The sequence below is a fragment of the Pseudomonas sp. TE50-2 genome, from assembly GCF_040813665.1.
Taxonomy (GTDB): domain Bacteria; phylum Pseudomonadota; class Gammaproteobacteria; order Pseudomonadales; family Pseudomonadaceae; genus Aquipseudomonas; species Aquipseudomonas soli.
Genome location: NZ_JBFNXN010000001.1, coordinates 23,865 through 37,879, shown reverse-complemented (window position 1 = coordinate 37,879; position 14,015 = coordinate 23,865). Strand labels below are relative to the sequence as shown.

The following is a 14,015-nucleotide window of genomic DNA, read 5'->3' as shown; positions in this document are numbered from 1 at the left end:
AGGCAGCCGCCTGGAAACCTACGAGTGAGAAATATGCCTCTTCAATGTCTGCGTCTTGCCCGCAACGGCTTGTTGCTACTGACCTGCGCGATCGCCAGCGGCTGCGCGGCCTATGTCGAAAAAGGCGCGCAAGGGCTGCCAGACAACGAAACGGCCAAGATCCGCGCAATCGACAAGTTCCTCACCATCGCCACGGTGGATGGCGTGGACACCTGGTGGATCGTCTACACCTCCCGCCGCGAGTATCGCCTCACGCCCGGGCCCCATCGCCTGGAAGTGAAGCGCTGGATCGACACCCGTGCCACGCCGTCGATTTTCCGGGATGTCACACTGGTTGCCGGGCGTGAGTACGGCATGAAACGTGTGGAGAGCGATGACTGGTTCGGTTTCGTCATCGAAGACCTGGCGACCGGTGAACGGGTCGATAGCTTGATTGGCGGGCGCTGAGCGCGATAGCGTGCCGGGTTGAGGTAGTATCGCCACCTCGCCACCGGCAGCCCAACGCGCCAGACAAAGGATTGCATGCCCGACACCCCATCCCTGCGTCACCTGTTCTTCTATGTCGTGCTCGGAGCGCTCGCCGGCTGCCGACCTGAACCCGCACCGCCCCTCGACCAGCAGCTCTATATCTGGCAACGCCAATGGCAACCCGCCCACGAGCAGGCCCTGGCGGACAGCCGCGCCGACTTTTCGACCTTGCGCGTGCTTGCCTTGCAAGCGCAGCCCAAGGCCGGGTGGAGCAGGGCGCTGGTCGACCTGCCACGGCTCAAGGCCGATGGCAGGTCGGTGATCGCGGTGGTGCGCCTGGACGGCCAGTTGCCGACGCTCGACCTGCAGGAGGCAGGCCCACAAATGGCGCGCCTGCTGGCGGACTGGCAGGCCGCGGGTGTGGCCCTGGAGGGGCTGGAGATCGACCATGACAGTGGCAGCGCCCGCCTTGCGGGCTATAGCGAATTTCTTCTGAAACTGCGCGCACAACTGCCGCCGGGCCTGAAGCTGAGCATCACCGCATTGCCCGCCTGGCTCGACAGCCCGCAGCTGCCGGCGCTGTTGCAGGCGGTGGACAGCAGTGTGTTGCAGGTGCACGCAGTGAGCGACCCGCGTCGCGGCCTGTTCGATCCGGCACAGGCCAGGCAATGGGCCGAACGCTGGAGTCGCGTCGGCGACAAGCCGTTCTACCTGGCCTTGCCCGCCTATGGCGTCGCGTTGCTGCCTGATACCGGTGGCGCGCCCGTGGTGGAGAGCGAAACACCGTTGAACCGTGGTGGCGAACGCCGCGAACTGCTGGCCGATCCACAGCAACTGGCGGACCTGGGCAGGCAACTGCGCAACCAGCCACCTGCGCACCTGGCCGGGCTGATCTGGTTCCGCCTGCCGTTGCCCGGCGACCGCCGCGCCTGGAGCCTGACCACGTTGAAGGCGGTGGCGCGAGGCGATGCGCTCGCCAGCCACTGGCGGGTCGAACTGTCCGGGCAGGCGGGGCTGCGCGACATCACGCTGGTCAATGTCGGCAATCTCGACCTGCCGATACCTGCGCGGGTGGAACTGGACGTCGCATCCTGTGACGCCGCCGACGGGCTCAACGGCTACCGCTTGCAGCAATCCCCGCAACACCTCATCTTCAACCGCCAGTCCAGCGCGCGTCTCGCCGCTGGCGGCCGGCGCGTCCTCGGCTGGGCGCGCTGCCATGGAATCGATCAAGGAGCATGGAATGTCTACCCGTAACTGGCCCCGGCGCCTGCTGTACCTGTCCCTGAGCGTGCCGGCCGTTCCGGCGCTGGCCTGTGGCCCGGACTTCCCGATGCAGTTGCTTGGCGACCGAGCGCACACCCTGGCCGAGTTGCCGGAGGGCAATTTCGGTTTCGAGGTGAATCGCCTCGGCGAGCAGATCGCAGGCCTCAAGCCCGCCACCGATGTGACCCTGACTCCTTACTGGGACAGTGACGACAACGACCGACCTTACCGTGAGCAGCGCAGCCGTATCGAGGCAAGCGAGCTACCGCAATCGCTGCGCGAGAAGGTCGCGCAACTGCGTGCCCTGGCAGATCCGCAACAAGTGCTGGAGCAAGGCGCCGAACTGCCGGATGAACTGCGCCTGTACATTGCCGGCGCAGTGGCTTTCGACACAGGCGACCACGCCCTGGCGGCGGATTATTTCGCCAAGGTGCTGGCCCTGCCAGCTGAACAACGCAAGCTGCGCAGCACCTGGGCGGCCTACTCGCTGGGGCGGGCCTTGATGGCCCGAAGCTTCGAGGCCAGTGATGATCCGCGACAGGCCCCGCAGGCCCTGCAAGCCCAGGCGCGCGAGGCTTTCCAGCAAGCCCGCGCACTCAGCTCCGAAGGCTTCAGTGACCCATTGGAACTAGGGGTTGCCAGCCTTGGCGAGGAGGCCCGCCTGGCCAAGCTCGCCGGCGACTGGAACAGCGCCATCCGCTTGTATGCCAGCCAGAGCCGCCTGGGCTCGGGCAGCGGCTACAGCTCGCTCAGGCAGCTTGCCAACGAACTGGTGAGCCTGCCGGATGAACAGCTGAAGACGCAGTTGGCACAACCGATGCCACGCAAGCTGCTCACCGCCTATCTGCTCAGCCATGTCGGTTGGGACTATGACGGCCAGCCGCCAACCCAGGCCCGGCGCCTGCCCGGGTTGCTGCAGGCCAGTGTCGGCGACAAGCTGGAAGACGCCGACCGTTTGGCTGCATTGACCTACCAGCAAGGCAACTATGCCGCGACCAGGAGCTATCTGCAGCAGGCTGGCGATACCGGCCTTGCCTGGTGGCTGCGCGCCAAGCTGGCCTTGCGCGATGGCGACAAGGCCCAGGCAGCCGCTGCCTACGCCAAGGCCGCCGCGGCGTTCCCCCGCGAAGAGTCGTGGGGCTCGAGACAGACACCCGATTGGGACTACGAAAGCGTCAAGCCCGGCTGCCGGGTCGAAGGCGAGGGCGCGATCCTGGCGCTGGAGCGCGGCGACTACCTGCAGGCCTTCGACCTGCTGTACCGCAGCCAGGACATCTACTGGCAGGATACGGCCAACGTGGCCGACCGCGTGCTGACCCTGGACGAGCTCAAGGGCTATGTCGATGCCCATGTGCCGGCGCCACCGGCACCCAAGGTGGAAGAGGGCGGCTATGTACCGCGACCGGTGGCGACGCAGCTGCGCGAGCTGCTGGGCCGGCGCCTGCTGCGCGAGGGCCGTTACGACGAGGCGCCCGGCTACTTCGCCACGGCGCAGTTGCAGGCTGATGCCAAGGCCTACGGCCGGCACCGCCAGGAGGCCGTCTCGCGCTGGACACCCACGGGCCGTGCCGAGGCGCTGTTTGCCGCGGCCACCTTGGCACGCGGCGCCGGCATGGAGATCCTCGGCTACGAAATGGCGCCGGACTATGCCTGGCTGGGCGGCAGCTTCAGCCTGGGCAGCGCCACCCTGCAGCCCGGGCCGTTCATCGGTGCCGGCGAGGTGCAGCGCCAGTTGGCGACCGAAGCCAAGCCCGACCAGCGCTACCACTACCGCTATGTCGCCGCCGACCTGGCCAACCAGGCCGCGGACCAGTTGCCGCACAGCAGCCAGGCCTTCGCCGCGGTGCTGTGCACGGCGGCGGGCTGGGTGCCGGGCACCGAGCAGGAAAGCGCGCTGTACAAGCGCTACGTCCAGCAGGGGCCGTTTGTGCAGTGGGCAGAGGATTTCGGCAACCAGTGCGAAGCGCCCCGGTTCGACCAGGCCAACAAACGCTACGTGACAGAGAAGCTGGATGCCGCGCGGGCGGCATTGCGGCCGTACAAGGCGCAGGCGCTACCGGTAGGGTTGGTGGTGTTGGCGGGGGTTGCCTGGGTGTGGTTGCGACGGCGCAAGGCCAAGGTGTGAAACGAAAAGGGGCGGCCATCAGCCGCCCCTGACCTTCACTTCTGTGCAGTCTTCACCCCTGCATCCTGCTTCACCGTTTCCTCGAGCGTGAAACGGCCCAACGGGTTCTGCAGGAAGTTCTGGATATTGCTGCGCGAGATGTTGATGTACGGGCTGTAGTACAGGTCGATCCAGTGCACGTCCTGCTTGGCCAGCTTCTGCAGATCCTCATACATCTGCTTGCGCTTGATCGGGTCGGTTTCCACCCGGGCCGCGGCCACCAGGTCCTTGACCTTGTCGTTGTGGTAGCGGGTCATGTAGTTCATGTTGGTGTCGTGGCCCAGCACGAAGGTGGTCTTCTGGTCCGGGTCGAGCACGTCGTTGGTCCAGTACATCACCGACAGGTCGTAGTCGCCGTCGACCAGCATCTGCCAGCTCTGGGTCGGGTCGACCTTCTGCAGGTTGGCGGTGATGCCGACGTCGGCCAGCTGCTTCTGCACCAGCACGGCGATCTGCTCGTCGGCCTCGTTGCCGGCGTTGACCACGTAGTTGACCTTGAGCCCTTCGGCGCCGGCCTTCTTCAGCAGTTCACGGGCCTTGGCCGGGTCGAACGGGCGTTGCGGGTTGGCGGCATTGTGGTACAGCGCGCCTTTTGGAATGTAAGAGTAGGCCGCCTCGCCATGGCCGAAGGTCACGGTTTCCACCAGCGCCTTCTTGTCGATCGCCAGGTCGATGGCCTCGCGAACCTCGACCTTGCCCAGCAGGCCTTTCTCATGGTTGATGAGCAGGTGGTCCTCGCGGGTCGACGGGTCGATGTGGATGGTCAGGCTCTTGTCCTTCTGCAGCGTGTCTACGCGGGAGAACGGCACGAAGATCGCCGAGTCCAGCTCGCCAGCCTGGACCTTGAGCATGCGCGTATTGTCGTCGGGAATGGAGATCCACTCGACGCCGTCCAGGCTGACCTTGTCGGCTTCCCAGAAGTAGGGGTTCTTCTCCAGGATCACGCGGTCGCCGCGCAGCCACTCCTTGACCTTGAACGCGCCGGAGGTCACCGGCTCCTGGGCGTAGGCCTCTTCGCCGATGGCGTCCATGGCCTTTTTCGACAGGATCGACACGTTGGCGGTGGCCAGCTGCGCGAGGAACGGCACCGACTTGTTCTTCAGGGTCACCACCAGGGTGCGGTCATCCGGCGCTTCGGCCTTGTCGATGATCTTGTAGGAGTCGGACCACAGTGAGCCGGGGTTGTCGCGGATGCGCAGCAGGGAGAACGCCGCATCGCTGGCAGTCAGCGGCGAGCCGTCGGAGAACTTGGCTGCGCGGACCTTGAAGGTATAGGTCAGGCCGTCGTCGGAAACCTTCCAGCTTTCGGCCAGGCCCGGCAGCAGCTTGGTGCCGCTGTTGTCTACGCGCACCAGCACGTCGTAGACGTTGGCGAAGACCCAGCTGTCGCGGTTCTGCGCGCTCTTGATCGGGTCGAAGGTGGTGCTCTCCTCGCGGCAGCCGATGGTCAGCACGCCGGCGGCCTGGGCCATGCCGCCGGCCAGGGTGCTGGCGGCCAGCACGGCGGCGGTGAGTAACTTCAATGCGGTGGGTTTCATGCTCAAGCTCCGTTTGATGGTTATGTGGGGTGGGTCAGCACGGCAGTCGCGGGTGGACGCAGGCATGGTAGCGGCCACCTTCTGCGTGGCTGGGGGGAATATCTGCGCCGCACTGGGGCAACGCGTGGCGGCAACGAGGGTGAAAGGCGCAGCCGGACGGTGGCTGCAGCGGGCTCGGCGGCTCGCCGGCCAGCGGCTGCTGCGGCAGGCGCCGGGCCGGGTCGATGTCGGCGATGGACTGCACCAGCGCGGCGGTGTAGGGATGGCGCGGGTCGTCGAAGACCTCGGCCACCGGGCCTTCCTCGACGATGCGCCCCAGGTACATCACCGCCACCCGGTCGCACAGGTGGCGTACCACGCCCAGGTCGTGGGTGATGAACAGCAGGGCCAGGCCCATGCGCTGGCGCAGTTCCAGCAGCAGGTTGATGATCTGCCCCTGGATCGACACGTCGAGGGCGGCAACGCATTCGTCGGCGACGATCAGCCTCGGCTCGACGGCCAGCGCCCGGGCGATGCCGACCCGCTGGCACTGGCCGCCACTGAGCGAACCGGGCTTGCGCTCGGCAAGTTCCGCGCGCAGGCCGACCAGGCCGAGCAGCTCGGCGACCCGGGCGGGGATCTGCGCGGCGGGCACCTTGCGCTGCACCCGCAGCACCTCGGCAAGGATCTGGCCGATGCGCTGGCGTGGATTGAGCGCGCTGTACGGGTCCTGGAAGATCATCGCGGTCTCGCGGCGCAGGCGCTCGATATCCACGCGGTTGCCCTGGCGCATGTCGCTGCCGTCGAACAGCACCTGGCCGCTGCTGGCCGGGGTCAGTTGCAGGATGGCCCGGGCCAGGGTGCTCTTGCCGCAACCCGACTCGCCCACCAGGCCCAGGGCCTGGCCGGCGGCAAGGCTCAGCGACGCGCCGTTGACAGCGTTGACCTTGCGTGGACGCAGGTTCAACAGGCCGCCGCCCGGGGCGGGGAACTGCACATGCAGGTCGTTGACCTGCAACAGCGTGGTCATGACAGGCCTCCGGCCAGCAGCGGGGTATGGCAGGCCAGGCGATGGCCGGGGCCGATCACCCGCAGTTCCGGCAATTGTGTCCGGCAGTCTGGCGTGGCCTGGGGGCAGCGCGGTTCGAAGCGGCATCCTGCGGGCAGGGCGTCGAGCAGCGGCGGTTGCCCGGCAATGGTGTTCATCAGCCCCGCGTGCCGCCGCGCCGCGGGATGGCAGGCCAGCAGCCCGGCGCTGTAGGGGTGGCGCGGCTGGCTCAGCAGGGCCTGCTTGGCGCCGTGTTCACACAGGCGCCCGGCGTACATCACGGCGATGCTGTCGCAGGTCTGCGCGACCACGCCGAGGTCGTGGCTGATCAGGATCATCGACAGGCCGCGGCGGTCGCGCAGCTCGAGCAGCAGGCGCAGGATCTGCGCCTGCACGGTGACGTCCAGCGCCGTGGTCGGCTCGTCGGCGATCAGCACCTTGGGGTTGCAGCCCAGGGCCACGGCGATCATCGCCCGTTGCCGCATGCCGCCGGAGAACTCGTGGGGATAGCTGTCGACGCGGGTTTTCGGGTCGGGGATGCCGACCTGGCGCAGCACCTCGATGGCCTCGGCCCGCGCTTCGCGCCGCGAGGCGCCCTGGTGCAGACGGATGCCCTCGGCGATCTGCGCGCCGATGCGCATCAGCGGGTCGAGGTGGCTGCTGGGGTTCTGGAAGATCATGCCCAGCTCGCGACCGCGCATACGGCGCATGCCGGCTTCGTCCAGGCGCAGCAGGTCGTTGCCGGCCAGGCGCACGGCCTGGCCTTCGAGGCGCAGGTTGGGCGACGGCAGCAGGCGCATCAGGCCGCGACAGGCCAGGGTCTTGCCCGAGCCGCTTTCGCCCACCAGGCCGAGGATCTCGCCCTCGCCGAGGTCGAAGGACAGGCGATCGACCAGGGTGACATCGCGTTGGCCGGCGCGGGCGATGACGCTCAGTTCGCGGACCTGGAGCAGGGCAGGGCTCATGTGCGGTCTCCCAGAAGCTCGGCTACGCCGTCGGCCAGCAGGCTGAAGCCCATGGCCAGGGTCACCACGGCCAGGCCCGGGAAGGTGCAGATCCACCAGGCGCTGGTGATGAAGCTTTGCCCCTCGGCCACCATGGTGCCCCACTCCGGGGTGGGCGGTTGCACGCCAAGGCCCAGGTAGCTGACGGCCGCGCCGTTGAGCAGCACCAGCACGGCATCCGACATGCAGAACACCACCGAGCCGAACAGGGCGTTGGGCAGCAGGTGGCCGAACAGTACTCGTCGGTGGCTGAACCCCAGGCTCCTGGCGGCCAGGGCGAAATCGCCTTGCTTGAGCACCAGGATCTGCGAGCGGATCAGCCGCGCATAGGACACCCAGCCGACCAGGGCCATGGCGATGTAGAAGCTGCCCAGGCCTGGGCCGAGGATGGCCATGATCGCCAGCATCAGCACCAGGAACGGGAAGGCCAGGACGATATCGACCAGGCGCATGCAGACGTTGTCCAGCAACCCGCCGACGTAACCTGATACCGCGCCGATGCAGGTGCCGAGCAGGAACGGGAAGATCACCCCGATCAGCGCCATCTGCAGGTCGATGCGCGCGCCCCAGATCACCCGTGAAAGGATGTCGCGGCCAAAATTGTCGGTACCGAACGGGTGACCAAGGCTGGGCGCGGCCAGGCGCAGGTCGGCGTTCTGCGCCAGCGGGTCGAACGGTGCTATCCATGGCGCGAACAAGGCCAGCAGGCACCAGCCGAGGACGATCGCCAGGCCGCAATACAGCGTCAGGCGGCCACTGCCCAGGTGCCAGGCCAGGCGCCAGCGCAGCGCCAGTGCGGGGCTCTGGCTCATTGGATGGTCACCCGCGGGTCGAGGGCGGTGGTCACCACGTCGGCGATGAAATTCACCGCCACCGTGGCGCAGGCCAGCACCATGGCCACGCCCTGGACCACCATGTAGTCGCGGGTGAAGATGCCGCGCACCAGCAACTGGCCGACGCCGGGTAGCGAGAACAGGCTTTCGATCACCACGGTGCCGCTGATCAGCCAGCCGATGTTGACCGCCAGCAGGTTGATGGTCGGCAGCATGGCGTTGGGCAGGACGTGCCGGCGCAGGATCGCGCCTTCGCCCAGGCCGCGGGCGCGGGCAGCGGTGACGTGGTCGGCCTGCAGCTCCAGGAGAATGCTTGCGCGCAGGTTGCGCACCAGCACCGCCGAGAGCGCCAGGGCGATGGTCAGGCACGGCAGCACCAGGTGGTGCAGTTTGTCTGGCCAGGTGCGGCCATAGCCGGACACCGGGAACAGCCCCCAGTGCACGCTGAACAGCAGGATCAGCATCAGCCCCAGCCAGAAGGCCGGCAGGCCGAGCCCGGCGGTGGTGAACAAGCGAATCAGGTTGTCGGCCCAGCCGCCCTTGTGCCGGGCAGCGAGGGTGGCCAGCGGCACGGCGATCAGCAACGCCAGCAGCACGCTGCCCAGCACCAGCAACACGGTCGGCTCGATGCGCCCGGCAATCAGCGGCAGCGCGTCGACCTTGTACAGCAATGACTTGCCCAGGTCGCCGTTGAGCAGGTTCTTCAGAAAGTACAGGTACTGCACCCAGATCGGCTCGTCGAGGCCGAACTGGGCGCGAATCTTCGCGATCGCGTCCGGCGTGCTGCGCGCGCCCAGCAGCACCCGCGCCGGGTCGCCGGGGATCGAGCGCACCAGCACGAAGGTGATGATGCTGATGCCCAGCAGTACCGGCAGCAGTTGCAACGGGCGGATCAGGACGAACCGGTAACGTGCCAGGCTCATCGATCAACCCCGGTTGCGTTGCAGGAAGTCCAGCAACACCGGGAAATAGGCCTGAGGTTCTTCGTAGAACGGCATGTGGCTACTGTTGGGGAACACGTGCAGCTCGGCGCGGCCGTGCAGGGCCAGGTTCATGCGCATGGCGCAGGCGGGGGTCAGCTCGTCGTGCTGGCCGGTGGTGATCAGCACCGGCATGCGGAACTCGCCCATCTGCTCGAGGCGGTTCCAGTCCTTGAGGTTGCCGATATAAAGGAACTCGTTGGGGCCCTGCATGGTGCTGTACGGGCCCATGTTCCAGTCGCCCAGCGAGCGCTGGATCGGCGCCGGCCACTGCTCGAGGCGGCAGACGTGGCGGTAGTTGAGCAGGGTGATGGCCGCCTGGTACTGGGGATGGTCGAGGGTGCCCAGGGCCTCGTGGCGCTGCATCATCGCCACGGTCTCGCTGCCAAGCGCGCCGCGCAGGCGCTCAAGCTCGGTGATCAGGTGCGGAATGTCACCGACAGTGTTTTCGAGAATCAGACTTTTCAGCGACTGCGGGTGATGAATGGCGTACTCGATCGCCAGCCAGCCGCCCCAGGAATGCCCCAGCATGTGCACGCGCCCCAGGTCCAGGGCCTGGCGCACGCGTTCGACCTCGGCCACGTAGCGGGTGATGTTCCACAGGCTGTCGTCATCCGGGCGGTCGGAGGCGCCGGTACCCAACTGGTCGAAGGCGACCACGCGGATACCCTTGTCCTTGAGCCAGGCATGGGCGTCGCGCAGGTAGTCGCAAGGCAGCCCCGGTCCGCCATTGAGGCACAACAGCACCTCGTCCCCTTCGCCAAAGCTGTACACCACGACGTTGTGGCCATCGACCTCTACATCGAACCGCTGGTCAGGTTGCATCTCACGCCACATCGCTACTCTCCTGTTGGCCATGGCTTGGAGCTATAACTAGCGCAGGAGATTTCGTCGCCTACAAGCTAGTGTTTCCTATAGGTTTTGTATGGCAGTCCCGCGCCAAGCCGTGGCATTCTACGTGCCGGACTTCGAGATGGAAATCCAAAAGGAATCACAGGGAGTGTCAGGTATGCAGGCCAAGGTGGCTGAACTCAATGCCCGTCTGGCGTCGGACAAGAGCCTCGACGAACAGATGGACAGCGTCGCCGAACTGGCGGCAGAACTGGGCTTTGATGCCCTCGTGTACGACTACAGCCCGGTGCCGCTGGATCATGTCGGCGAGCTGATCACCCCGAGCGTGGTCCGACTGCGCCAGACCCCGAAGGACTGGCAGGACCTGTGGTGTTCCGAGGGTTTCTACCAGATCGACCCGGTACAGCAGGTTGCCGTGTCCTCCATCGCGCCCTTCGTCTGGTCGTACCTGCCCAAGGGCGAGACCATCCTGCAGCGCCACATTGACCGTCGCCACGCCCCGGTGGTCGGCTACCTGCACGATGCGCAGCTGACCTGCGGCGTGACCGTGCCGATCCACCTGCCACGGGGCGGGCTGGCGACCCTGACCGGCCTGCGCCCCCAGGCCAGCCAGCGCGACCTGGACGACGCCCGGGAGCACCTGGGCGATTTCAGCCAGATCGCTCACGCCCTGCAGGAGGCGGCCTATCCCTTGCTGGCCAAGGAGTCCTCCACCCGCGCCATCCGTCTGACCCGCCGCGAAGTCGAGTGCCTGCGCTGGGCCGCCGAAGGCCTGACGGCAGGGGAGATCGCCGACAAGCTCAATCGCTCGCTGGCGACGATTTCCCTGCACCTGACCTCAGCCATGCACAAGCTCGGGGCCAAGAACCGCGTCCAGGCGGTCGCCCGGGCGGTGCATTACCGCCTGCTCGATCCGTGAAAGGGGCAAAAAAAACCGAAAACCTAGCGAACTCTCTAGTTATGCCGCGTTGCGCATAGGGTTATCGTGTGTTCCATGATTCACATGGAGCCGGATGAAATGGAACTCACCTCATCGCGTGAAGGTTTTGCCCCCTTTGGCGAATACCAGACTTGGTACCGCGTCACCGGCGACCTGGCCTGTGGCCGCACCCCCCTGGTCATCCTGCACGGCGGCCCGGGCTGCACCTACGACTATGTCGATGCCTATAAAGATGTCGCCGCCGGTGGCTACCCGGTCATCCACTACGACCAGTTGGGCAACGGCCGTTCCACCCACCTGCCGCAGATGCCGCCATCGTTCTGGACGGTGAAGCTGTTCCTGGATGAGCTCGACAACCTGCTCGAGCATTTGGGCATCAGCGAGCGCTACGCATTGCTGGGCCAGTCCTGGGGCGGCATGCTCGCCAGCGAACACGCAGTGCGCCAGCCCAGGGGCCTGCGCTGCCTGGTGATCGCCAACTCGCCGGCCGACATGCGCACCTGGGTGCGCGAGGCCAACCGCCTGCGCGAGGAGCTGCCCAAGGACGTCCAGGAAACCCTGCTGCGCCACGAAGCCGTGGGCGACTACACCGCGGCCGACTACATCGCCGCCACCCAGGTGTTCTACGACCGCCACGTGTGCCGGCTCAAGCCCTGGCCGGAAGAGGTGGCACGCACCTTCGCCCAGGTGGAGGCCGACCCGACCGTATACCACGCCATGACCGGGCCGAACGAGTTCCACATCATCGGCAGCACCAAGGACTGGACCATCGTCGACCGCCTGCCACGGATCAACGTGCCGAGCCTGCTGATCTCCGGGCGCTATGACGAGGCCACGCCGCTGGTGGTCAAGCCGTACCTGGACCTGATCCCCGGTATCCGCTGGGCGTTGTTCGAGAACTCCAGCCACATGCCTCATGTGGAGGAGCGGGTAGCGTGCATGGGAACGGTGGTGAAGTTCCTGGACGAGAGTTTGTAGCCGTTAACGACCGATAGTTTTCCCTTCCTCAGGCCTGTCCGGGTTTTGCCCGGCAGGCCTGAGTTTTTTGGGCGGCGTTGTCAGACACCTTGACCGGTCGCAGATAAGGCGGGGGTGCGAGGCGGGCCCATGCGCCTGGTCCCCGTGGATTCGAATGCCGAGGCCAGGCGCAGCAGCTTGGAGTCGTCATAGGCACGACCTGCAAAGGTCAGCCCAACCGGCATGCCTATGTCTGCCATGATACCCATCGGCACGGTCACGGTCGGCACGCCCAGGTGGCGGATCGCCAGGTTGCCGTTGGCCACCCAAGTGCCATTGCGCCATGCAATGTCCGCTGACTGCGGATCGATGTCGGCATTCGCCGGCCCGACGTCGGCCACGGTCGGGAAGAGCACTGCATCCAGCTCAAGCCCATCCATCCAATCCCCTTGGTTGCTGTGCCGTTGCTGGATACGGTGAAAAGGCTTTGTGGCTTACTGGAAATCATTCAGGTTTCGAACACTACTATCAGAAAGCACTCCTGCATCCATCCAAGCTTGCGCCTAGGAAATTTCCTACAAATTGCCGAGAAAAGTCCTTCGTTTTCAATGATGCGGAATCGCGAACATTTCATCTCAAGCCATTAGCAGAGTAACTGGAAAGATGGGCTCCCTTAGCGTCCTGGTCCTGGAACATCAATCGTCTCAGCGTGACGCGTTGGTGAAGGCGCTACGGCATCTGGGCATCCACGACATTCTGCAGGCGGATGACAGCGAGCGGGCCCTGGCCCAGATAGCCCGGGATGGCGGCGTGGACATTGTCCTCTGCGGCCTGGGCAATCGCGCCGTCCACTGCCTGGAATTCCTCTCCCGGTCAGGAGAGAGTGGCCTGGCTCGTGCGGTTGTGCTGTGCGGCGAAATGAAGCCGGAAATACGTCGAGCACTCGAGCAGTTGAGCTGCCTGTCCGGGTTGCAGATGCTGGGAGCCCTGAGCAAACCCACACAGGTGCACAGGTTGCAGGACCTGCTAGGTCGCTATGCCCATCGGCAGCAACCGCCGCGGGCCGAACCGTCACCTCACGCTCGGCTACCCAGCGAAAGGGATGTGCGACAGGGGCTGGCTCGGGGGGAGTTCAAGGCATGGTTTCAGCCCAAGTTCAATATGAAGACAGCCGCGTTGGCCGGGGCAGAGGCACTGGTTCGCTGGCAACACCCCGCCAGAGGGCTGTTGTTGCCCAAGGATTTTCTGGCCGCGGTGCTGGCCTACGACCTGCTCGATGAGATGCTCAAGCAACTGCTGGAGCAAGGGATGGCCCTGCTGTGTACCTTGCGCCGGCAGGGTCTGAGCCTGGAGCTGGCATTCAATCTTCACGCCTCGCAATTGGCCCGTGATGGCCTGATCAAGCACATTGGACAGGTGTTGGAATGTCACGATTTCCCTGGCTCGACGTTGTTGTTCGAAGTGGCGGAAAACGGCTTGCTTGATATCCCGCGCGCCACCTGGGAAAACCTCTTGCGCTTGCGCAGGCTGGGATGCGGTTTGTCGATCGATGACTTTGGCATGGGCTTTTCTTCGTTGATGTTGCTCTGCCAGCTGCCGTTCAACCAGCTCAAGCTCGACGGCCAGCTTGTCCGAGCCATCAAGGACCCTCGCACTCGGGCAATGGTCTCCAGCACTGTGGCGTTGGCCCAGGTACTGGACATGAGCCTGGTCATCGAAGGTGTCGGCAGCCAGGTTATCCGTGATGGGCTGCTGGAGATGGGGTGTTCGTTTGGGCAAGGCTTCCATCTGGCGGACCCGATGGAAGCCCCGCGGTTTCTACGCTGGTTGCAAGCGCCTGATTCACCGCCTGAGCGCTAGGTTTCGCTTTTCGAGACAGCTCGACATGACAGCTAGCACACCGGGCGCAAGTCAGTGGTGTGGTCCATAATTTCAGGATGCATGGTCCTTTTGTCGCGAACATTTTCTGTGCGTACTGCAGTGAGG

13 protein-coding genes and 1 pseudogene are annotated in these 14,015 nt (G+C 65.6%); 6 read left to right on the top strand and 8 right to left on the bottom strand.

From position 1 onward, the window contains the following. Positions 1 to 33 precede the first annotated feature (33 nt). From AAHK21_RS00175 to AAHK21_RS00165, 3 genes are all read left to right on the top strand, one after another. Positions 34 to 447, top strand: a complete 414-nt coding sequence (locus tag AAHK21_RS00175; RefSeq protein ID WP_367855946.1) for a hypothetical protein — start codon at positions 34 to 36, stop codon at positions 445 to 447. Between the two features lie 75 nt (positions 448 to 522). After that, entirely contained in the window at positions 523 to 1,725 is a 1,203-nt protein-coding gene (locus tag AAHK21_RS00170) for a DUF3142 domain-containing protein (RefSeq protein WP_367855945.1), read from the top strand. After that, positions 1,712 to 3,859 carry a hypothetical protein gene (locus AAHK21_RS00165; protein WP_367855944.1) on the top strand — a complete coding sequence of 716 codons (2,148 nt, stop codon included), beginning with the start codon at positions 1,712 to 1,714 and terminating at the stop codon, positions 3,857 to 3,859. Before AAHK21_RS00170 ends, AAHK21_RS00165 begins: the two co-directional genes overlap by 14 nt. Before the next feature lie 35 nt (positions 3,860 to 3,894). On the opposite strand, the gene AAHK21_RS00160 is transcribed toward AAHK21_RS00165, so the two are convergent. From AAHK21_RS00160 to AAHK21_RS00135, 6 genes are read right to left on the bottom strand one after another with little or no spacing between them, the layout of a single operon-like run. Beyond that, the gene (locus tag AAHK21_RS00160) at positions 3,895 to 5,436 is read right to left on the bottom strand and encodes an ABC transporter substrate-binding protein (RefSeq protein ID WP_367855943.1); all 1,542 of its coding nucleotides are present in this window, start codon (positions 5,434 to 5,436) and stop codon (positions 3,895 to 3,897) included. A gap of 34 nt (positions 5,437 to 5,470) precedes the next feature. Beyond that, positions 5,471 to 6,445 carry an ABC transporter ATP-binding protein gene (locus AAHK21_RS00155; RefSeq protein WP_367855942.1) on the bottom strand — a complete coding sequence of 325 codons (975 nt, stop codon included), beginning with the start codon at positions 6,443 to 6,445 and terminating at the stop codon, positions 5,471 to 5,473. Then, positions 6,442 to 7,428 (bottom strand): ABC transporter ATP-binding protein, encoded by a 987-nt coding sequence (locus AAHK21_RS00150; RefSeq protein WP_367855941.1) that lies wholly within the window; start codon positions 7,426 to 7,428, stop codon positions 6,442 to 6,444. Before AAHK21_RS00150 ends, AAHK21_RS00155 begins: the two co-directional genes overlap by 4 nt. Beyond that, positions 7,425 to 8,279 carry an ABC transporter permease gene (locus AAHK21_RS00145; RefSeq protein WP_367855940.1) on the bottom strand — a complete coding sequence of 285 codons (855 nt, stop codon included), beginning with the start codon at positions 8,277 to 8,279 and terminating at the stop codon, positions 7,425 to 7,427. Before AAHK21_RS00145 ends, AAHK21_RS00150 begins: the two co-directional genes overlap by 4 nt. After that, complete coding sequence (locus tag AAHK21_RS00140) at positions 8,276 to 9,223, bottom strand: ABC transporter permease (RefSeq protein ID WP_367855939.1); 948 nt, start codon at positions 9,221 to 9,223, stop codon at positions 8,276 to 8,278. Before AAHK21_RS00140 ends, AAHK21_RS00145 begins: the two co-directional genes overlap by 4 nt. Positions 9,224 to 9,226: 3 nt before the next feature. Continuing rightward, a complete protein-coding gene (locus AAHK21_RS00135; RefSeq protein WP_023631947.1) occupies positions 9,227 to 10,117 on the bottom strand; it encodes a proline iminopeptidase-family hydrolase in 891 nt (296 codons plus the stop codon). Between the two features lie 172 nt (positions 10,118 to 10,289). Between AAHK21_RS00135 and AAHK21_RS00130 the strand changes: the two genes are divergently transcribed. Continuing rightward, on the top strand, positions 10,290 to 11,051 hold the full coding sequence (locus AAHK21_RS00130; protein ID WP_038706159.1) for a LuxR family transcriptional regulator: 762 nt from the start codon (positions 10,290 to 10,292) through the stop codon (positions 11,049 to 11,051). Positions 11,052 to 11,150: 99 nt separating this feature from the next. Beyond that, positions 11,151 to 12,050 (top strand): proline iminopeptidase-family hydrolase, encoded by a 900-nt coding sequence (locus AAHK21_RS00125; RefSeq protein ID WP_367855938.1) that lies wholly within the window; start codon positions 11,151 to 11,153, stop codon positions 12,048 to 12,050. A gap of 80 nt (positions 12,051 to 12,130) precedes the next feature. Here the strand turns inward: AAHK21_RS00125 and AAHK21_RS00120 are convergent. Together AAHK21_RS00120 and AAHK21_RS00115 are read right to left on the bottom strand one after the other, a co-directional pair. Further along, positions 12,131 to 12,475, bottom strand: a pseudogene (locus tag AAHK21_RS00120) (amidase family protein); the annotation flags it as partial. A 283-nt stretch (positions 12,476 to 12,758) separates the two neighbouring features. Next, positions 12,759 to 12,881 carry a hypothetical protein gene (locus tag AAHK21_RS00115; protein WP_367859039.1) on the bottom strand — a complete coding sequence of 41 codons (123 nt, stop codon included), beginning with the start codon at positions 12,879 to 12,881 and terminating at the stop codon, positions 12,759 to 12,761. A 66-nt stretch (positions 12,882 to 12,947) separates the two neighbouring features. On the opposite strand from AAHK21_RS00115, the gene AAHK21_RS00110 reads away from it, so the two are divergent. Then, positions 12,948 to 13,889 (top strand): EAL domain-containing protein, encoded by a 942-nt coding sequence (locus tag AAHK21_RS00110; RefSeq protein WP_367858923.1) that lies wholly within the window; start codon positions 12,948 to 12,950, stop codon positions 13,887 to 13,889. The last annotated feature ends 126 nt before the right edge of the window (positions 13,890 to 14,015 follow it).